General features: G+C 61.5%; 15 protein-coding genes and 1 pseudogene. 5 read left to right on the top strand and 11 right to left on the bottom strand.

Annotated features, from left to right (window positions below; all coding sequences use genetic code 11):
• On the bottom strand, nucleotides 1-1,057 hold a 1,057-nt coding region (locus D6877_RS04265; protein ID WP_130909955.1), incomplete at its 3' end, for an OprD family outer membrane porin.
• 364 nt (nucleotides 1,058-1,421) lie between these two features.
• On the opposite strand from D6877_RS04265, the gene tauA reads away from it, so the two are divergent.
• Nucleotides 1,422-2,411, top strand: coding sequence for a taurine ABC transporter substrate-binding protein (gene tauA / locus D6877_RS04260; RefSeq protein WP_130909954.1), 990 nt, complete (start codon nucleotides 1,422-1,424; stop codon nucleotides 2,409-2,411).
• 136 nt (nucleotides 2,412-2,547) lie between these two features.
• On the opposite strand, the gene argA is transcribed toward tauA, so the two are convergent.
• Nucleotides 2,548-3,849: an amino-acid N-acetyltransferase gene (argA, locus tag D6877_RS04255; RefSeq protein WP_016772647.1), complete on the bottom strand. Its 1,302-nt coding sequence runs from the start codon at nucleotides 3,847-3,849 to the stop codon at nucleotides 2,548-2,550.
• A 256-nt stretch (nucleotides 3,850-4,105) separates the two neighbouring features.
• Entirely contained in the window at nucleotides 4,106-5,251 is a 1,146-nt protein-coding gene (gene argE / locus D6877_RS04250; RefSeq protein WP_130909953.1) for an acetylornithine deacetylase, read from the bottom strand.
• 156 nt (nucleotides 5,252-5,407) lie between these two features.
• On the opposite strand from argE, the gene D6877_RS04245 reads away from it, so the two are divergent.
• A complete protein-coding gene (locus D6877_RS04245; RefSeq protein ID WP_039757448.1) occupies nucleotides 5,408-6,778 on the top strand; it encodes a CYTH domain-containing protein in 1,371 nt (456 codons plus the stop codon).
• Between the two features lie 157 nt (nucleotides 6,779-6,935).
• On the opposite strand, the gene D6877_RS04240 is transcribed toward D6877_RS04245, so the two are convergent.
• Nucleotides 6,936-7,400: an Lrp/AsnC family transcriptional regulator gene (locus D6877_RS04240; RefSeq protein ID WP_024014730.1), complete on the bottom strand. Its 465-nt coding sequence runs from the start codon at nucleotides 7,398-7,400 to the stop codon at nucleotides 6,936-6,938.
• Between the two features lie 126 nt (nucleotides 7,401-7,526).
• Here D6877_RS04240 and D6877_RS04235 point away from each other — a divergent pair, with 126 nt between their 5' ends.
• From D6877_RS04235 to D6877_RS04225, 3 genes are all read left to right on the top strand, one after another.
• Nucleotides 7,527-7,865, top strand: coding sequence for a hypothetical protein (locus D6877_RS04235; RefSeq protein ID WP_130909952.1), 339 nt, complete (start codon nucleotides 7,527-7,529; stop codon nucleotides 7,863-7,865).
• A gap of 92 nt (nucleotides 7,866-7,957) precedes the next feature.
• Complete coding sequence (locus tag D6877_RS04230; protein ID WP_024014732.1) at nucleotides 7,958-9,742, top strand: GspE/PulE family protein; 1,785 nt, start codon at nucleotides 7,958-7,960, stop codon at nucleotides 9,740-9,742.
• 64 nt (nucleotides 9,743-9,806) lie between these two features.
• Nucleotides 9,807-10,127, top strand: coding sequence for a DUF2388 domain-containing protein (locus D6877_RS04225; RefSeq protein ID WP_172667868.1), 321 nt, complete (start codon nucleotides 9,807-9,809; stop codon nucleotides 10,125-10,127).
• A gap of 186 nt (nucleotides 10,128-10,313) precedes the next feature.
• Here the strand turns inward: D6877_RS04225 and gcvP are convergent, their stop codons facing one another.
• The 7 genes and pseudogenes from gcvP to D6877_RS04190 all read right to left on the bottom strand — a co-directional run.
• Nucleotides 10,314-13,187, bottom strand: coding sequence for an aminomethyl-transferring glycine dehydrogenase (gcvP, locus tag D6877_RS04220; RefSeq protein WP_130909951.1), 2,874 nt, complete (start codon nucleotides 13,185-13,187; stop codon nucleotides 10,314-10,316).
• Between the two features lie 236 nt (nucleotides 13,188-13,423).
• Nucleotides 13,424-13,807, bottom strand: a complete 384-nt coding sequence (gcvH, locus tag D6877_RS04215) for a glycine cleavage system protein GcvH (protein ID WP_130909950.1) — start codon at nucleotides 13,805-13,807, stop codon at nucleotides 13,424-13,426.
• 47 nt (nucleotides 13,808-13,854) lie between these two features.
• A complete protein-coding gene (gene gcvT / locus D6877_RS04210) occupies nucleotides 13,855-14,937 on the bottom strand; it encodes a glycine cleavage system aminomethyltransferase GcvT (protein WP_130909949.1) in 1,083 nt (360 codons plus the stop codon).
• 155 nt (nucleotides 14,938-15,092) lie between these two features.
• Entirely contained in the window at nucleotides 15,093-16,709 is a 1,617-nt protein-coding gene (locus D6877_RS04205) for an iron ABC transporter permease (RefSeq protein WP_130909948.1), read from the bottom strand.
• A gap of 245 nt (nucleotides 16,710-16,954) precedes the next feature.
• Nucleotides 16,955-17,959 (bottom strand): extracellular solute-binding protein, encoded by a 1,005-nt coding sequence (locus D6877_RS04200; RefSeq protein ID WP_073470981.1) that lies wholly within the window; start codon nucleotides 17,957-17,959, stop codon nucleotides 16,955-16,957.
• 220 nt (nucleotides 17,960-18,179) lie between these two features.
• Nucleotides 18,180-19,397 (bottom strand): 2-octaprenyl-3-methyl-6-methoxy-1,4-benzoquinol hydroxylase, encoded by a 1,218-nt coding sequence (locus D6877_RS04195; protein ID WP_178083630.1) that lies wholly within the window; start codon nucleotides 19,395-19,397, stop codon nucleotides 18,180-18,182.
• A 109-nt stretch (nucleotides 19,398-19,506) separates the two neighbouring features.
• A pseudogene (locus D6877_RS04190) lies at nucleotides 19,507-19,726 on the bottom strand (2-octaprenyl-6-methoxyphenyl hydroxylase); the annotation flags it as partial.

Below are 19,726 nucleotides of genomic sequence, written 5' to 3'. Positions count from 1 at the left end.
CGGCACGGTTGAACTTCTGGATCTGCATGTCGGTGATGGTGTAGTTCGACGAACCATCGCCCTGGTTCAGCCAAGGGAAGTCGCTGCTACCGTTGGAAACCTGGTAACCGCCACCGAAGGTATGACCAGCAACGGTGTACAGGAACAAGCCGCTGTACAGATTGTTGTCGACCTTGCCTTTGCCGTTACCCAGCGAACTGTTGCCGTAGGCACCGTTGCTGAAATAGGCAGATTCATCGCCATTACGACCGTCGTCGGAGCTATTGAAGTAACGGAAGTCGGACTTCAGCACGCCAGGGCCGATCGACCAGTTATGCACCAGACCCAGGAAATGCTGCTTGTAGAAGTTTTCCAGGTTGCCGTAGTAGTACTGGGCCGTCAGGTCTTTGGTGATCTTGTAATCGCCACCGGCATAGATGAACTTGTTGCTGTTCGCGGTGCGCGCGTTTGCACCACCGATGGACAGCTGTTCATTGTTGCTGGAGTTACGACCTTTCACGTGCTCGATCTGGCCACCGACCAGAGTCAGGTCCTTGATCTCGCCGGAAGTGATCTGGCCACCCTGCCAGGTTTGCGGCAGCAGACGACCATCGTTAGTGACGATGACCGGGTTCTTCGGCTGCAGAGTACCCAGCTTCAGTTCGGTCTGGGAGATCTTGGCCTTGGCCGTCAGACCCAGGCTGGAGAAGTTATCAACAGCTTCGCCATTGGATTCGCTTGGGAAAACAGTGCCGCCGTAAGCAGTGCCTGGGCCACCGCCGGAGGCAACGTTACCGTTGGTGCCGCCGCCCGAATCCAGACGTACGCCCAACAGGCCGATGGCATCGATACCGAAGCCGACGGTGCCTTGGGTGTAACCGGAGATGAAACGCAGATCGAAGCCTTGGCCCCACTCTTCGTTGCGGCTTGGTTCGGCAGTGCCGTTACGGTTGTCAGTGTTGATATAGAAGTTACGCAGACCCAGAGTAGCCTTGCTGTCTTCGATGAAACCGGCGGCGCCTGCCTGCTGCGCCATAACCCCAACGGCCACAGCCAGGGCCAAGGTGGACTTGTTCATGTATCGCTCCTCTCGTTCTAATTCTTGTGTTCCTGGTTCGGGGTCGATTTGCCCTGAATCCTAAGATTCGCGATTAGCGCCAGACCGTGACTGCCAAGTCAATCGTAACCTTGTATGTCTACGACCATCGTCTAATCGCTAGTGATTTGGTCCCTGCAGCGTAAAGACTTCCTGATAATCCCAAAAAGAATTTATTCATTCTTTTTCATACCATTCGGGTATATGGCCCATTAATGGCCATCCGCGCCGGGAAATAGCGTATCGGCGCCTAAGCTCATTCCTAAATGGTATTTGTTGACCTTTTTTTAGATCGATTAGCTTTGCCGTACTCCCAACACGGCAAATCCCATCGAAAAGGCGACGCATCATGGCGAAACGCGCACTATCAAGTCAATTTGTTACAGTTTGTGTGTCGGCACTGTTTTCTTTTTCCACACATGCCGCCGGTCTGACGGTCGGCTACCAGACCGGGATCGATCCGAGCAAAGTGCCGCAGGCCGATGGTGTCTATGAAAAAACCATCGGCGAGAAGATCGACTGGCGTCGTTTCAACAGCGGCCCGGAGGTCGTCACTGCCATTGCTTCTGGCGACGTGCAGATCGGCAACCTTGGCTCAAGCCCACTGGCAGCAGCTGCTTCACGCAATCTGCCGATCGTGGCGTTTATCGTTTCGGCGCAGATCAATGCCGCCGAAGCCTTGGTGGTGCGCAACGGCAGCGGCATAGATAAACCGCAGGACCTGATCGGTAAAACCATCGCCACACCGTTCGTGTCGACCTCGCACTACAGTCTGCTCGGCGCGCTCAAGCACTGGGGCCTGAATACTTCGCAAGTCAAAGTGGTCAACCTGCAACCGGCGGAAATCGCCGCCGCGTGGAAGCGTGGCGACATCGACGGGGCGTTTGTCTGGTCGCCGGCACTGGGCGAGATCCGCAAGACCGGCAAGACCCTGACCGACGCCGCCCAGGTCGGCCAGTGGGGTGCGCCGACCTTTGAGGTATGGGTAGCGCGCAAGGATTTTGCCGAGAAGCATCCCGAGGTCGTGGCCAGGTTTGCCAGGGTCACCCTGGAGTCGTTCGCTGATTACGCCGCACACAAAGACAGCTGGACGGCCGACTCGGTGCCTGTGCAGAAAATCGCCAAACTGACCGGTGCCAACGCAGCAGATGTGCCGGAACTGCTGGCCGGTTCGGCGTTCCCGGATGCCAAGGCGCAGCAAAGCACGGCGCTGCTGGACGGCGGCACCGCCAAGGCCATTGCCGAAACGGCGAAATTCCTGAAGGAACAGGGCAAGGTCGAGACGGTACTGGCGGATTATTCGCCGTACGTCAGCGCCAAGTTCATCTCTGACTGAATGCAGAACCCTGTGGTGAGGGGATTTATCTCCGCTGGGTCGCGTAGCGACCACCTATGTTTTCACTTGGAAACGCAAGGGGACTGCTGCGCAGTCCAGCGGGGATAAATCCCCTCGCCACAGACCTCGCTGTTGTTCAGAGGGTCTTTTCGAAGATCTTCGAGTTGCGCTGATAGTTGTACAGCGACGCCCGTGCCGCTGGCAGGCGTTCCACGCTGCTAGGCTCGAACCCACGCTCGCGGAACCAGTGCGCAGTACGCGTGGTGAGCACGAACAGGGTTTTCAAACCCTGCGCCCGGGCCCGGGTCTCGATGCGTTCGAGCAATTCGTCACCGCGACCGCCGTGGCGGTATTCCGGGTTCACCGCCAGACACGCCAGCTCGCCGGCATCGGAATCGGCAATCTGATACAGCGCCGCACAGGCGATGATCATCCCTTCACGCTCGACCACGCTGAACTGCTCGATCTCGCGCTCCAGCACTTCCCGCGAACGGCGCACCAGAATGCCCTGCTCTTCCAGCGGACTGATCAGGTCGAGCAGGCCACCGACGTCTTCAATCGCCGCCTCGCGCACCAGTTCGAACTGCTCCTGCGCCACCAGCGTACCGCCACCGTCACGGGTGAACAGTTCGGTCAGCAGTGCGCCGTCTTCGGCGTAACTGACGATATGACTGCGCGCCACGCCGCCACGGCAGGCTTCGGCGGCGGCATCGAGCAACTCCGCTTGATAGTTGCTCATGCCCAGACGCTGCAAATGTGCCGGCACTTGCTGCGGGCGCAGTTCGCGCACCAGTTTGCCGTTCTCGTCGATCAGGCCGAGCTCGGCGCCGAACAACAGCAGCTTGTCCGCGCCCAGATCAATCGCGGCGCGGGTGGCGACATCTTCGCAGGCGAGGTTGAAGATTTCGCCGGTCGGCGAATAGCCCAGCGGCGACAGCAATACGATCGAGCGTTCATCGAGCAGGCGATTGATGCCCTTGCGGTCAACCCGCCGCACTTCACCGGTGTGGTGATAGTCGACACCTTCCAGCACACCGATCGGCCGCGCGGTGACGAGGTTGCCGCTGGCCACGCGCAGGCGCGAGCCCTGCATCGGCGACGAAGCCATGTCCATCGACAGGCGCGCTTCGATGGCGATGCGCAACTGGCCGACCGCATCGATCACACATTCCAGCGTCGCGGCATCGGTGATGCGCATACCGTGATGGTAATGCGGGGTCAGGCCACGGGCGGCGAGGCGGGTTTCGATCTGCGGGCGCGAGCCGTGCACCAGCACCAGACGCACGCCCAGACTGTGCAGCAAGACCAGGTCGTGGACGATATTGCCGAAATTCGGATGCTCGACGCCGTCGCCGGGCAGCATGACGACGAAGGTGCAATCGCGGTGGGCATTGATGTAAGGGGACGCGTGGCGAAGCCAATTGACGTATTCGGGCATGAACCTGGGCCTGTAATAAAGAGCAGCCGAAAAAAGGGGCGAAACGAAAAACGCACAGCGGGCTGATGGTTATCGTCGGAACAGGCTTGGCGACACGCGCGCTCTCCTCATGAATACGGGTTGGATACCCGCTAATTTAACTGTGCCCTGTAGGAGCTGCCGAAGGCTCGGGCCGCGTTCGGACGATCTTTTGATGTTGCTTTGAAGATCAAGATCAAAAGATCGCAGCCTTCGGCAGCACCTACAGGGCATGCGTTCAATCCTTCAGGCAGTAATGTTCAATCAACTGCCGAATCAGATGCACGGTAGGCTGCAAACGTGACATTTCAAGGTACTCGCCGGGTTGATGCGCGCAGGCAATGTCGCCGGGGCCGAGGACGATGGTTTCGCAGCCGAGGCGCTGAAGATAAGGCGCTTCGGTGCCGAACGCTACTGCTTCGGCGCGATGGCCGGTGAGCTTTTCAGCGATGCGCACCAGTTCGGCATCCTCGGACTGTTCGAACGGCGGCACTTCCGGGAACAGCGGTCGGTAGTCGATCTTCACCTTATGCCGCTCGGCCACCGGGTTGAGCTTGCGCAGGATTTCCGTGCGCAGCAGGTTCGGGTCCATGCCCGGCAGCGGCCGCAGGTCGAACTCCAGCGAACACTGGCCGCAGATGCGATTGGGGTTGTCGCCACCATGGATGCAGCCGAAGTTCATCGTCGGTTGCGGCACGCTGAATTGTGGATTGCTGAATTCGCGCTGCCACAACAGGCGCAGGCCGCGCAGTTCGCCGATGGCATCGTGCATCGCTTCAAGGGCGCTGTGGCCCAGACGCGGATCAGACGAGTGGCCGCTCTGCCCGAGGATGTCGATGCGCTCCATCATGATGCCTTTGTGCATGCGGATCGGCTTGAGCCCGGTAGGCTCACCGATCACCGCCGCGCGGCCCAACGGTTGCCCGGCCTCGGCCAGCGCGCGGGCGCCGGACATCGAGCTTTCTTCGTCGCAGGTGGCGAGGATCAGCAGCGGTTGCTTGAACGGCTGATCGAGCAGCGGCCGTACGGCTTCGATGATCAGCGCGAAGAAGCCCTTCATGTCGCAGCTGCCCAGCCCGACCCAGCGGCCATCGACTTCAGTGAGCTTCAGCGGGTCGGTCTGCCACAACGCGTCGTCATAAGGCACGGTGTCGCTGTGCCCGGCCAGCACCAGGCCGCCGGGGCCGCTGCCGATACTGGCGAGCAGATTGAATTTGCCGGGGCTGACCTGCTGGATATCGCAGCTGAAACCCAGGTCACCGAGCCAGCCAGCGAGCAGATCGATGACGGCGCGGTTGGACTGGTCCAGGTTCGGTTGGGTACAGCTGACCGATGGCGCGGCAATCAGCGCGGCGAACTGGTCTTGCATGGACGGCAATGGCATCACTGACTCCAGGTCCCGGATTGAGGCCCACTATAGAACCATCCGGCGCGCGGAATAAACCGCCGCAGGGCGTAGGAAGTTTGACTCCTGTACACTGCACGGCCTTGGCAGCCACACATTCCCCCGGCTGCGCTCCCGATTCTGGATGTTCCGGCCATGCAAAAAGAAACTGAAATCAAACTCCGCGTCAGCCGCGAAACCCTCGCTGCCCTGCGCGAGCACCCGCTGCTGAAGAAACGCAACAAAAGTGGCTGGGAACGCCGTGAGTTGATGAACCAGTATTTCGACACCCCCGAGCGCGACCTCGCCCAGGCCAAAGTCGCCCTGCGCCTGCGCAAGGATGGTGACGAAGTGATTCAAACTCTCAAGACCCGTGGCCAGAGCGTCGCCGGTCTGTCCGAGCGTAACGAGTACGACTGGAAACTGCCGAAAGCCAAGCTCGATGTGAAGAAACTCGACGGCGAATGCTGGCCCGAGGCGCTGGCCGAGCTGGACAAGAAAACCCTCAAGCCGATCTTCACCACCGATTTCGTCCGCGAGCGCGCCGAAATCGCCTGGGGCCGTGGCAAGACCAAAGTGGTCATCGAAGCCGCGCTGGATCTCGGTCACGTCGTGGTCGGCAAGCAGAAGGAAGAAATCTGCGAGCTGGAACTGGAGCTGCGCGAAGGCGAGCCTGCCGCGTTGCTGGAACTGGCTGCCGAACTGGCCGAAACCCTGGCGCTGATGCCATGCGATATCAGCAAGGCCGAGCGTGGTTATCGCCTGCACGACGCCAACAGCTACTCGCTGAGCCTGCCAGCGCCGCAGCTGACCACTGAAACCCGTCTCGACGACGCCTTCGCCGCGCTGAGCTGGCATTTGCTCGGCAGCAGTCAGCGTCTGGCCGAACAATATCGCTTCAACGGTCACTGGCGTCTGTTGCAGGACTGGGTCGAGAACCTCGCGGAAATGCGCGCCCTGCTCAGCAGCCTCGGCCAGGCCGCGCCGCGTCAATCGACTCACGACCTGCGCGTGGCCCTTGATGCCTTGCTGGAAGACTGGCGTCCGCTGGTACAGGTCGGCATCGAAGACGAAGACGTGCGCAAGGCCGCGCCGGAGCAGTTCCTCGAAGAGCTGGAAGACCCGCGCTGGGGCCAGTTCTCGCTGAACGCTTCACGCTGGCTGTTGGCCCGCACCTGGACCGCCGACCGCAACACCCGTGGCAACCGTCAGGGTGACGCGCAACTGCACAGCTGGCTGCCGCGTCTGTTGGGCGAAGAAGCCACCGCTCTGCAGCTGCAACGCTATCAGCAGCAACCGGAAGACCTCGCCGAGCAACTGCCGCGTATCGAACGCATTCAGGTCTGGTTGCACCACGCGCGCAACGTGCTGGACATCCCGGAAATGGATCGCCTGTACGGTGAGCTGAACAAACTGGCGCAACTGGCCAACGAGCCGACCATCACCGACGAACTGCTCGATGCACGCAAGCATCAGGCGATTGCGGTGTACCAGAATCGCGCCTGGAAAATCCTCCTGCGCATGTGATGCCCCTGTGGCGAGGGGATTCATCCCCGCTGGGTCGCAAAGCGGCCCCGCTCTTGAAAAAGCGGGGACTGCTGCGCAGTCCATAGGGGATAAATCCCCTCGCCACAGTAAATACCCCCGCCACAGTAAAATCCCCTCGCCACGAAGGCCATCCGCACTAGACCGGCAGGCTGGTGGTGGACTTGATCTCCGACAGCGCCACGATCGAATTCACTTCCTGTATCCCCGGCACCAGCGACAGCTTCTCGAAGAAGAATCGCTCGTACGCCTCGATGTCCGCCGCGACAATGCGCAGCATGAAATCCACCGCGCCCATCAGCACATAACACTCCAGCACTTCCGGAAAGCCGCGGATCGCCTCGGTGAACTCAGTGAAATTCGAACGCCCGTGAGCGTTGAGTTTGATCTCGGCGAAGATCTGCGTGTTCAGGCCGATCTTCTTGCGATCCAGCAAGGTCACCTGGCCGCGAATGATGCCCTCCTCCTTCATCCGCTGAATCCGCCGCCAGCACGGCGATTGCGACAGGCCCACCTGCTCGGCGATCTGCGCGCTCGACAGCGAAGCGTCTTCCTGGAGCAAGGCGAGAATCTTGCGGTCGTAGGCGTCCAGCTCGCTGTGCATAAAAAATCCTCAAAGATCGACTTCAGCGAATCATATCTTTCGATATTTCGCTTTGGACGCCGATCATAGCCAAGAAATACCCCACGCCGAATGTAAAAATTTCTCCAGTGACTTTGGAGACTCGCCATGCCGCACCTTGAAGCCGTGAACAGCCCCGCCGCCCGCGCTGATGTCTGGAACGTCAATAACGCCCACTGCCGGGCGCAGTACCAGATCCTCGCCGAGGCGGAGCCGGATCTGCTGGTGCGGGTGCTGAATCTGTTCGCCTTGCAGTTTCTGACGCCGGAGCAGGTCAACGTCCAGCGCCAGGACGATCTGCTGTCGATCGATCTGCTCATGAGCGGCCTGAGCTGGCATCGCGCGCAAGTGATCGCGGAAAAACTGCGCAACCTGATCAGCGTCTGCGCGGTGGATCTGCACAACGCCGACGCGGCGTGGCAGGCGCCCGCACAGGCTGCCGGCTGACAAATCCGGCAACGGCTTCGTCGGGTAGTGGCCCAACGGTCAGCGGGGCCACGACTATCCTTTTGCGCATGACGCTCAAAAAGGAAAGCCACATGTCCGTTCAATTTGTCACTCAGGACCGCTGGCTGGACCTCAACGATGTATTACGGGAACTGGTCGCCCAAGGCTTCATCTGCCAGGACGCGGCGGAACAGGCGCTCAATGCCCGCCGTCGCCATGCTGCTCACGGGCAGATGCATCCGCTGGAATTCATCGCCAGCCAGCAACTCGACGACCTCAGCCGTCCGGGCAAACATCTGGATCTGGAAAGCCTGACCCTGTGGCTGGCGCAACAGGCCGGTCAGCCGTATTTGCGCATTGATCCGCTGAAAATCAATGTCGCGGCGATCACGCCGCTGATGTCCTATGCCTTCGCCCAGCGCCACAAGATTCTCGCCGTCGCCGTGGACCGCGACTCGGTCACCGTGGCCAGCGCTCAGCCCTACGTCAGCGGTTGGGAAGCTGACCTGACCCACGTATTGAAGCTGCCGATCAAACGTGTCGTGGCCAACCCGGTCGACATCCAGCGCTTTAGCGTCGAGTTTTTCCGGCTGGCCAAATCGGTCAGCGGTGCCAGCAATGCCGACGCCCAGGGCGGCAATCTCGGCAATTTCGAACAACTGCTCAATCTCGGTGCCAGCGATCAGGAGCCGGACGCCAACGACGCGCACATCGTCAACATCGTCGACTGGCTGTTCCAGTACGCCTTCCAGCAGCGCGCCAGCGATATCCACATCGAACCGCGCCGCGAGCACGGCACCGTGCGCTTTCGCATCGACGGCGTGCTGCACAACGTCTATCAATTCCCGCCGCAGGTGACCATGGCGATCGTCAGCCGCCTGAAAAGTCTTGGCCGCATGAACGTCGCGGAAAAGCGCAAACCCCAGGATGGCCGGGTCAAGACCAAGACTCCGGATGGCGGCGAAGTGGAGCTGAGGCTATCGACCTTGCCGACCGCGTTCGGCGAAAAAATGGTCATGCGGATTTTCGATCCGGAAGTGCTGCTGAAGAATTTCGACCAGTTGGGTTTCAGCGCCGACGACCTGCGCCGCTGGCAGGACATGACCCGCCAGCCCAACGGCATCATTCTGGTCACAGGGCCGACCGGCTCGGGCAAGACCACGACCCTGTACACCACGCTGAAAAAACTGGCGACGCCGGAGGTCAACCTCTGCACCATCGAAGACCCGATCGAAATGGTCGAGCCGGCCTTCAACCAGATGCAGGTGCAGCACAACATTGAGCTGACTTTCGCCGCCGGGGTGCGCGCGCTGATGCGGCAGGACCCGGATATCATCATGATCGGCGAGATCCGCGATCTGGAAACTGCGGAAATGGCGATTCAGGCCGCGCTCACCGGGCACTTGGTCCTGTCCACTCTGCACACCAACGATGCGCCGAGCGCCATCAGTCGCTTGCTCGAACTGGGCGTACCGCATTACCTGATCAAAGCCACCGTGCTCGGCGTCATGGCTCAGCGTCTGGTGCGCACGTTGTGCCCGCACTGCAAGGCGCCGCTGACGCTCGAAGATGAAGACTGGCAAACCCTGACCCGGCCCTGGCAGGCGCCGCTGCCGAGCAATGCGCAACGGGCGATCGGCTGCCTGGAATGCCGCGATACCGGTTATCGCGGCCGCGCCGGCGTGTACGAAATCATGCAGCTGAGTGACAGCCTCAAGGCGCTGATCACCCCGGATACCGACCTCACCGCGATCCGCCGCCAGGCCTTCAAGGAAGGCATGCGCAGCCTGCGCCTCTCCGGCGCGCAGAAAGTTGCGGCGGGGCTGACCACGGTGGAGGAAGTGCTGCGGGTGACACCGCAAAGTGAGTTGAAATGAGTCGGCACGGAACTGGATTGGGGATCGGCTATCCAACGCCGTAGTCAATCCCAGGAGTCACCTCATCATGCGTCTCAAACTCGCTGTCGCCACCTTGGCCCTGCTGTCGCTTCCCGTTGGTTCGGCCATGGCGGACAGCTTTTGGCGTAACGTCATCTCCTCCGGTGCCACCACCGGTTCGACCTACCTGACGTTCAAGGATCACAAGCTGATCGTCGCCGCCCAGGACGACGCCGGCAGCTTCGTCGCCAGCGACGGCGGCATCCGTGGCCCGTACCTGGAAGCAGCCATGCAGAAAGTCCGCGCCGACAACCCGGGCCTGCAGGCTTCGGACATGGAACTGGCGAACGCAATCCTGGCGAAGAACGCCGTGGCTTCCGAGTAAGGCTCGCGCCATGAAAAATGCCGCTCGATCGAGCGGCATTTTTTTGCCCGGATTACCGCCTCACCACCATCCCTTGTGGGAGCGAGCCTGCTCGCGAAAGCGGTGAGCCAGTCACCGAAAATGCTGGCTGGACGATTGCTTTCGCGAGCAGGCTCGCTCCCACACGGACGGTGGTGGATTTAGAGATCAGCGGTAATCCTCCACCGGGACACAGGCGCAATACAGATTGCGATCGCCATAAACGTTATCCACCCGATTCACCGCCGGCCAATATTTGTGCAATCGAGTGTGCGCATCCGGGGTGATGCCCTGTTCGATGCTGTAGGGCCGTTCCCAGATTCCAGTGACATCGGCCAGGGTATGCGGCGCGCGTTTGAGCGGGTTGTCTTCGCCCGGCCAGTTGCCCTTCTGCACTTCATTGATCTCGGCGCGAATGCTCAGCATCGCCGCGATGAAACGGTCGAGTTCTGCCTTGGATTCGCTCTCGGTCGGCTCGACCATCAACGTACCCGGTACCGGGAAGGACATGGTCGGCGCGTGGAAGCCGTAATCCATCAGCCGCTTGGCAACGTCTTCCTCGCTGATGCCGGTCTGCGCCTTCAGTGGGCGCAGATCAAGAATGCACTCATGGGCCACGCGGCCATTGCGCCCGGTGTAGAGCACCGGGAACGCGCCGGATAAATGCTGCGCCAGATAATTCGCCGCCAGAATCGCCACCTCGCTGGCGTCCGCCAGTTGCGGGCCCATCATGGCAATGTACATCCAGCTGATCGGCAGAATGCTCGCACTGCCCCACGGTGCTGCGCTGACTGCGCCGTTCTGTGCCAGCGGTCCGTCAATCGGCACCACCGGATGGTTGGCGACGAACGGCGCCAGATGCGCGCGAACGCCGATCGGGCCCATGCCCGGCCCGCCGCCGCCATGGGGAATGCAAAAGGTCTTGTGCAGATTCATGTGCGACACGTCGGCGCCAATGTCCGCCGGCCTGGCCAGGCCGACCTGGGCATTGAGATTGGCGCCATCCATATACACCTGGCCGCCATGCTGATGGATCACTGCGCAGATTTCGCTGATGCCTTCCTCGTAAACGCCGTGGGTCGACGGATAGGTTGCCATCAGGCACGACAACTTGTTCCCGGCCTCGGCGGCTTTCAGCTGCAAATCATCCAGATCAACGTTGCCCGCCTCATCGCATTCGACAATGACCACACGCATCCCGGCCATCTGCGCCGAGGCCGGGTTGGTGCCGTGGGCCGACGACGGAATCAGGCAGATATCCCGCGCGCCCTCCCCCCGGCTCTCGTGATATTTACGGATCGCCAGGAGCCCGGCGTATTCGCCCTGGGCGCCGGAATTGGGCTGCATGCAGATCGCATCGAAACCAGTGATCGCGCAGAGCCAACGCTCAAGTTCTTCGATCATCAGTGTGTAACCGACAGCCTGCTCCCTCGGCACGAAGGGATGCAGATTGGCGAACTGCGGCCAGGTGATCGGGATCATCTCGCTGGTGGCGTTGAGCTTCATCGTGCACGAGCCCAGCGGGATCATCGATTGGTTGAGCGCCAGATCCTTGTTTTCCAGCTGTTTGAGGTAACGCAGCATCTCGGTTTCGCTGTGGTGAGCGTTGAACACCGGATGGCGCAGGTACGGTGTGCTGCGCTGAAGATGCTCTGGGATTCCACAAGCCATGTCTTCGCCATCCAGCGCATCGACGTTCAAGCCGTGATCAGCCCCGAGCAGCACGTCGAACAGCTTCGCCACGGTGTGCTCATCACAGGTCTCGTCCAGACTCAGACCGACGCGGCCGCGACCAAGAATGCGCAGGTTGATCTGCGCTGCCTGAGCGCTTTCGATGATCGCCGTTTGCGCACCGCCGACCTCCAGCGTCAGCGTGTCGAAGAACTGCTCGTTGAGCCGTTTGATGCCGTTGCGCTCGAGGCCCGCGGCGAGGAGGCAGGTCAGGCGATGCACGCGCTGGGCGATACGTTTCAAGCCCTCGGGGCCGTGATACACCGCATAACAACTGGCGATATTGGCCAGCAGCACCTGCGCGGTGCAGATGTTCGAATTGGCTTTCTCGCGGCGAATATGTTGCTCGCGGGTTTGCAGGGCCATGCGCAGCGCCACGTTGCCGCGAGCATCTTTCGACACACCGATGATCCGCCCCGGAATCGCTCGTTTGTATTCCTCGCGGCTGGCGAAGAACGCCGCGTGCGGGCCGCCATAACCCATCGGCACACCGAAACGCTGGGACGAACCGAGCACCACATCGGCACCCAACTCACCCGGCGGCGTCAGCACCAGCAGGCTGAGCAAATCGGTGGCGACACAGGCCAGCGCCTGTTGCGCGTGCAGGTGGTTGATCAAGGGTTTGAGATCGCGGATTTCGCCGTGGGTGTCGGGGTATTGCAGCAGCGCGCCGAATACCTCGTGCTGCGCCAGGTTATCCACCGCGTCGACGATCAACTCGAAGCCAAAACCTTCGGCGCGGGTCTGTACCACGGAGAGGGTTTGCGGATGGCAGTTTTCATCCACAAAGAACAGATTGCTCTTCGACTTCGCCACGCGCTTGGCCAAAGCCATGGCTTCGGCCGCTGCGGTAGCCTCATCGAGCAGCGAGGCGTTGGCCAGTTCCAGGCCGGTGAGGTCGATGGTCAGCTGCTGAAAATTCAGCAGGGCTTCGAGCCGGCCCTGGGCGATCTCTGGTTGGTAGGGGGTGTACGCGGTGTACCAGCCGGGATTTTCCAGCACGTTGCGCAAGATGACGGTCGGCGTGACAGTGCCGTGATAGCCCATGCCGATCAGGCTGGTGAACAGCTGATTCTGCTCCGCATAACCGCGCAGCTTCGCCAGTGCAGCCTGTTCGTCGAGAGCCGGCGGCAGATCCAGTGCGCGATTGAAGCGAATGCCCGGCGGCACGGTCTGCTCGATCAGCTCGGCGCGACTGCCAAGGCCAAGGCTATCGAGCATCGCCTGCTGCTCGGCGGCATCCGGGCCGAGGTGGCGGCGCAGAAAGGCTTCGGGATCGCGTAACTGGCTCAGGGACGGCGACTGGGACATGACGGGCTCTCCTGGCTGGCGCTTGGCGTCAATCGACACGGTCAAACCAGCATAGCAGGCGAATTTTCAAGATCACGCCGCCCCTGTGGGAGCGAGCCTGCTCGCGGAAGCGGTGTTTCAGAAACCTTGGCATTGACTGATATGGCGCTTTCGCGAGCAGGCTCGCTCCCACAAAGGGATATTCGGCGCCCATAAAAAAGCCCCGACGAATCGGGGCTTTGAGTGTTGCCGGCGACTTACTCGCCGATTGCAGCCTTGTACCCAGCAGCATCCAGCAGGTTGTCCAGCTCGGCCTTGTCGCTTGGCTTGAGCTTGAAGATCCACGCGCCGTACGGGTCGGAGTTCAGCAGCTCGGGCGAGCCACTCAGCTCTTCGTTGATCGCGATGACTTCACCGCTCACCGGAGCGTAGATGTCGGATGCGGCTTTTACCGACTCGACCACGCCGGATTGATCACCGGCAGCGAACACTTTGCCGACTTCGGTCAGCTCGACGAACACCACGTCGCCCAGCGCTTCCTGCGCGTGATCGCTGATGCCCACGGTGACGGTGCCGTCGGCTTCCAGACGCGCCCATTCATGACTTTCGGCAAAACGCAGTTCGGCAGGGATATCGCTCATCTTCGGTTCCTCGGAAATTGGTCAGCGGTCATGCCCGCCAGAAAAGGTTAGATCAAGGTTTTGCCATGGCGTACGAAGGTCGGTTTGACCACTCGCACCGGATACCACTTGCCACGGATTTCCACTTCGGCGCGGTCGGCGGTTGCCATCGGTACACGCGCCAGGGCAATCGATTTGCTCAGCGTAGGAGAGAAACTACCACTGGTGATCTCCCCTTCGCCAACATCGGCGATGCGAACCACTTGGTGAGCGCGCAAAACGCCGCGCTCTTCCAGCACCAGACCGACCAGTTTGTGCGCCACACCGGCGGCTTTTTCCGTCTCCAGCGCCGCGCGGCCGATGAACTGCCGCGAGGCCGGCTCCCAGGCGATGCTCCAGGCCATGTTCGAGGCCAGTGGTGAAACGTCCTGATGAATGTCCTGACCGTACAGGTTCATTCCGGCCTCGACGCGCAAGGTGTCGCGAGCACCGAGGCCGATTGGCGAAATACCCGCACCGACCAAGTCGTTGAAGAAGCCCGGCGCCTGACTCGCTGGCAGGCAGATTTCCAGGCCATCCTCGCCGGTGTAACCGGTACGCGCGATGAACCAGTCGCCGTCGATGGCGCCTTCGAAAGGTTTGAGTTGCTGGATCAGCGTGGCGCGCGACTGGGTGACCAGTTCGGCGATCTTGTGCCGGGCCTGCGGGCCCTGGATGGCGAGCATCGCCAACTCGGAGCGCTCGTGCAGTTGCACCTCGTAATTGCCGAGCTGGGCGTTCATCCAGGCCAGATCCTGATCGCGGGTCGAGGCGTTGAACACCAGCCGGTAGGCGTCGTCGAGGCGGTAGACGATCATGTCGTCGACGATGCCGCCACGCTCGTTGAGCATGGTGCTGTACAACGCCCGACCGGGGCTGTGCAGTCGTTCGACGTCGTTGGCCAGCAGATGCTGGAGCCAGGCCTTGGCCTGGGCGCCGGTGACATCGATCACGGTCATGTGGGAAACATCGAACACCCCGCAATCGCGGCGCACTTCGTGGTGCTCCTCGACCTGCGAGCCGTAATGCAGTGGCATGTCCCAACCGCCAAAATCGACCATCTTCGCGCCGAGCGCGAGGTGCAGGTCATACAGAGGCGTACGCTGTCCCATGGGTTTCTCCTTCCGGGCGTGGCGAGGGTGCGGACCGCCGCTATACGGCTGCAAGCCTTGATGGACAAGGCTTGCAGCCGATTCCAGCGCACGGGTCTGTCAGACGAACCGCACCGAATGCCGCGCATTGTAGCCGCATGATGTAGGACTCACTACTAAGTGTTTCGGTGCGCCGAACGTCGAATCAATCCGATCACCGGCAACAACCCGACCAGCACCAGCGTCAATGCCGGCAATGAGGCGCGCGCCCATTCGCCTTCACTGGTCATTTCGAAGATGCGCACCGCCAGCGTGTCCCAGCCAAACGGGCGCATCAGCAGGGTCGCGGGCATTTCCTTGAGCACATCGACGAACACCAGCAACGCGGCGCTCAAGGTGCCGGGCAGCAGCAGCGGCAGATACACTTTGAAAAACAGTCGCGGCCCACTGACACCCAGGCTACGTGCCGCTTCGGGCAAAGATGGCCGTATACGCGCCAGACTGCTTTCCAGCGGCCCATACGCCACGGCAATGAAGCGCACCAGATACGCCATCAGCAACGCCGCGAGACTGCCAAGCAACAACGGTTTGCCCGCACCGCCGAGCCATGACGAAAGCGGAACCACCAGCTCACGATCCAGATAACTGAAGGCGAGCATGATCGACACCGCCAGCACCGAACCGGGCAAGGCGTAGCCGAGATTGGCCAGACCGATGCCGGAGTTGATGGCTGGGGTCGGCGCCAGACGCCGGGCAAATGCCAGCAACAGCGCAACGCTGACGGTGATCAGCGCGGCCATCGCCCCCAGATACAGGGTGTGCAGGATCAGCCCGGCGTAGCGCTCGTCCAGATCGAAGCGTCCGCGCTGCCAGAACCACACGATCAGTTGCAGCACCGGGATAAGGAAGGCGCAGGCGAACACCAATCCACACCAGCCTGTCGCCGCGAACGCCTTGAGCCCGCGCAGGTGATACAGCGCCTTCACCCGTGGCCGCTCGTTGCTGGCCCGATTCGCCCCGCGTGCCCGGCGCTCGCCGTACAGCACCAGCATCACTACCAGCAGCAACAGACTGGCCAGTTGCGCAGCGCTGGGCAGGCTGAAGAAGCCGTACCAGGTTTTGTAGATGGCCGTGGTGAAGGTGTCGAAGTTGAACACCGACACCGCGCCAAAATCGGCGAGGGTTTCCATCAGCGCCAGCGCCACGCCCGCGCCAATCGCCGGACGCGCCATCGGCAGCGCAACCCGCCAGAACGCCTGCCACGGCGACTGGCCGAGCACCCGCGCCGCTTCCATCAAACCTTTGCCCTGCGCCAGGAACGCGGTACGCGCCAGCAGATAAACGTAGGGATAAAACACCAGCACCAGTACCACGATCACCCCACCGGTGGACCGCACTCGCGGCAGGCGCAGGCCGCTGCCGAACCATTCGCGCAGCAGCGTTTGCACGGGGCCGGCGAAATCGAGCAGGCCGACGAAGACGAACGCCAGTACATAGGCAGGGATGGCGAAGGGCAGCATCAGCGCCCAGTCGAGCCAGCGCCGACCGGGAAATTCGCAGAGGCTGGTCAGCCACGCCAGGCTGACACCCAGCAGGGTCACGCCGACACCGACGCCGAGGATCAGCGTCAGGGTATTGCCGAGCAGACGCGGCATCTGGGTTTGCCACAGGTGCGACCAGATCTGCTGATCGATGGTCTGCCACGACAGCAGCAGCACGCTCAGCGGCAACAGCACCAGCGCGGCGATGGCGAAGACGATGGGGTACCAGCGGCGTTGGGCGGGGTGGGCCACTTTTGGGTCTCTGGAGGGATTGGGGTGTTCTTGGATTGCGTATTTCAGGTTGGGATTGCTGCCCTCACCCTAGCCCTCTCCCGGAGGGAGAGGGAACTGACCGAGGTGCTCATGCAAACTACATCGACCTGAGATATTGAGTTGAACTCAAGTTTCGAAAGCAACACAAGTTGGCTCCCTCTCCCTCCGGGAGAGGGCTGGGGTGAGGGAGCGATCTTGAAAGATCAACAGTTACACGAAACGCCTCAGTTCCACCCCGCCCGATCCATCATCCGGATCGCCTCGGCCTGACGTTTGCCCGCCACTTCTACCGGCAAGGTATCGGCAACAAACTTGCCCCACGCCGCCACTTCTTCCGAAGGCGCCACCGCCGGGTTGGCCGGGAATTCCTGGTTCACATCGGCAAAAATCTTCTGTGCCTCAGGCGTGGTCATCCATTCGACCAAGGCCTTCGCGGCTTCCGGGTGCGGCGCATGTTTGGTCAGGCCGATGCCCGACAGGTTCACATGCACACCGCGATCGGCCTGATTTGGCCAGAACAGCTTCACCGGCAGTTCAGGCTTTTGCTTGTGCAGGCGACCGTAATAGTAAGTGTTGACGATGCCGACGTCGCACTGCCCGGCGTTGATCGCTTCCAGTACTGCAACGTCATCGGAGAACACGTCGGTGGACAGGTTGTTGACCCAGCCTTTGAGGATCTTTTCGGTCTTCTCGGCGCCGTGAACTTCGATCATGGTCGCAGTCAGCGACTGGTTGTAGACCTTCTTCGCCGTGCGCAGGCACAGGCGGCCTTCCCAATTCTTGTCGGCCAGCGCTTCGTAAGTGGTCAGTTCGCCCGGTTTCACCCGCTCGGTGGAATAGGCGATGGTCCGCGCGCGCAGGCTCAGGCCGGTCCAGGCGTGGGTGGACGAGCGATACTGCGCGGGAATGTTGGTGTCGATGGTTTTCGAGGTGAATGGCTGGAGGATGCCCATCTGCTCGGCCTGCCACAGGTTGCCGGCATCGACGGTGAGCAGCAGGTCGGCGGTGGCGTTTTCACCTTCGGCCTTGATGCGCTGCATCAGCGGCGCTTCCTTGTCGGTGATGAACTTGATCTTCACCCCGGTCTTGGCGGTGTAGGCATCGAATACCGGTTTGATCAGCTCATCGATACGCGACGAGTAAACCACCACCTCATCGGCGGCCTGGGCAGTGGTGCTGCCGATCAGGGTCAAGGCCAGTGCGGTCAGAAGACGCTTGGGTGCCAACATGGGAGTGGTCTCACGGTCGGGAAAGGTGGGCCAAATGATAAGGACTCACATTTACCACCACAATCGAACACTGGGGGAAGGCGTTACCAGATGTTGCACGGCTCAAAACTGGGGTAAGTGGGCGGACGCTTTCGCGAGCAGGCTCGCTCCCACATTGGAATGCATCTCAACAGTGGGAGCGAGCCTGCTCGCGAAGGGGCCATCAGCCTCAATGAGGCGGTCAGGGCTTTGCCAGAGCTGGAAGATCCCCAGTCAACCCCAGCGCCTCGCGCACAAACAACGCCTTCGCCTCGGGCATCTGCTCGACCAGCTTCAACCCGGCATTGCGCAACCAGCGCAGTGGCAGCGGGTCGGCCTGGAACAACCGCTCGAAGCCTTCCATCGCCGCCATCAGCGCCAGATTGTGTGGCATGCGCCGGCGCTCATAACGGCTCAACACTTTGACATCCGCCAGTCGCTCACCACGCTCAAGCGCTTGCAGCAGCACTTCCGCCAGCACGGCGGCATCGAGGAAGCCAAGGTTCACACCCTGCCCCGCCAACGGGTGAATGGTGTGCGCTGCATCACCGATCAACGCCAGGCCCTCTGCGACATAACGCTTGGCGTGACGCTGACGCAGCGGTACGCACAACCGCGGATCAGAGCTGATGACCTCACCGAGGCGTCCCTCGAAGGCTCGCTGCAGCTCAGCGCAAAACGCAGTCTCTTCCAGCGCCATCAAGCGCTCGGCTTCAGCCGGTGTGGTCGACCAGACGATCGAGCACCAGTCCTGCTGACCATCACGCTCCAGCGGCAAAAACGCCAATGGCCCGTGATCGGTAAAGCGCTGCCAGGCGGTTTTGCGGTGCGGCTGGCTGCAGCGCACGCTCGTCACGATGGCGTGATGCAGATAATCCCACTCGCGGGTCGCCACCCCAGTGAGACGGCGCACCGCTGAATTGGCGCCGTCCGCCGCGATCACCAGCGGCGCGCGCAAGGTGCGGCCATCGGCCAGGGTCAGCAGCCAGTCATCGCCGGAACGACGCATCTGCTCCAGCCGTGCATTGGCCAACATGCCGAGGTCGCAATCATGCAAACGCTCGAGCAGCGCATCCTGGACCACGCGGTTTTCGACGATGTGGCCGAGCACCTCGGCATGTACGCTGCTCGCCGAGAAATGAATCTGCCCGGTGCCGCTGCCGTCCCAGACGTGCATGTCGGTGTACGGGCTGCTGCGCCGTTGGGCGATGCCGTCCCAGACGCCGAGGCGTTCGAGGATGCGCTGGCTCGCCGCCGACAATGCACTGACGCGCGGTTCGAACGCCGCTTCGGCATCGAACGGCTTCACGCTCAACGGGCTGCCGTCGAGCAACAGCACTTCCAGCCCACTGTCCTGTAACGCCAGCGCCAGGGCGCTGCCGACCATTCCGGCTCCGACAATCAGCAGATCTGCGCGCATTTCCATGCTTTAGGCCTGTCTCGCTTGCGGCTTGCGCCGCATGTAAAGGGTTTTACCGAGCGCGCCTGTTGGTGGCGCGATCCTGAAAATGAAAATGCCGGCCAGCCACTCAAGCATCCGGACGGGTTCCCAGACCCATCGCCTGCCGCGCGAACCAGCGCTTGGCCGGTGGCAGCAGGTCGAGGCCGAGCAGGCCGAGGTTGCGCCCCAGCGACACCAGCGGTTGGCTGCTGCCGAACAGGCGCGTGACCTGATCGGAGAAGCCCACCGTCATGTCCTGATCAAGGCGCTGCCGCTCGCGATAGGCCTGCAACGTGGCGAAGTCGCCC

It is taken from the genome of Pseudomonas sp. Sample_9 (assembly GCF_004307535.1).
Taxonomy (GTDB): Bacteria; Pseudomonadota; Gammaproteobacteria; order Pseudomonadales; family Pseudomonadaceae; genus Aquipseudomonas; species Aquipseudomonas mercuritolerans.
This window is presented reverse-complemented; position numbering and strand designations above follow the sequence as displayed.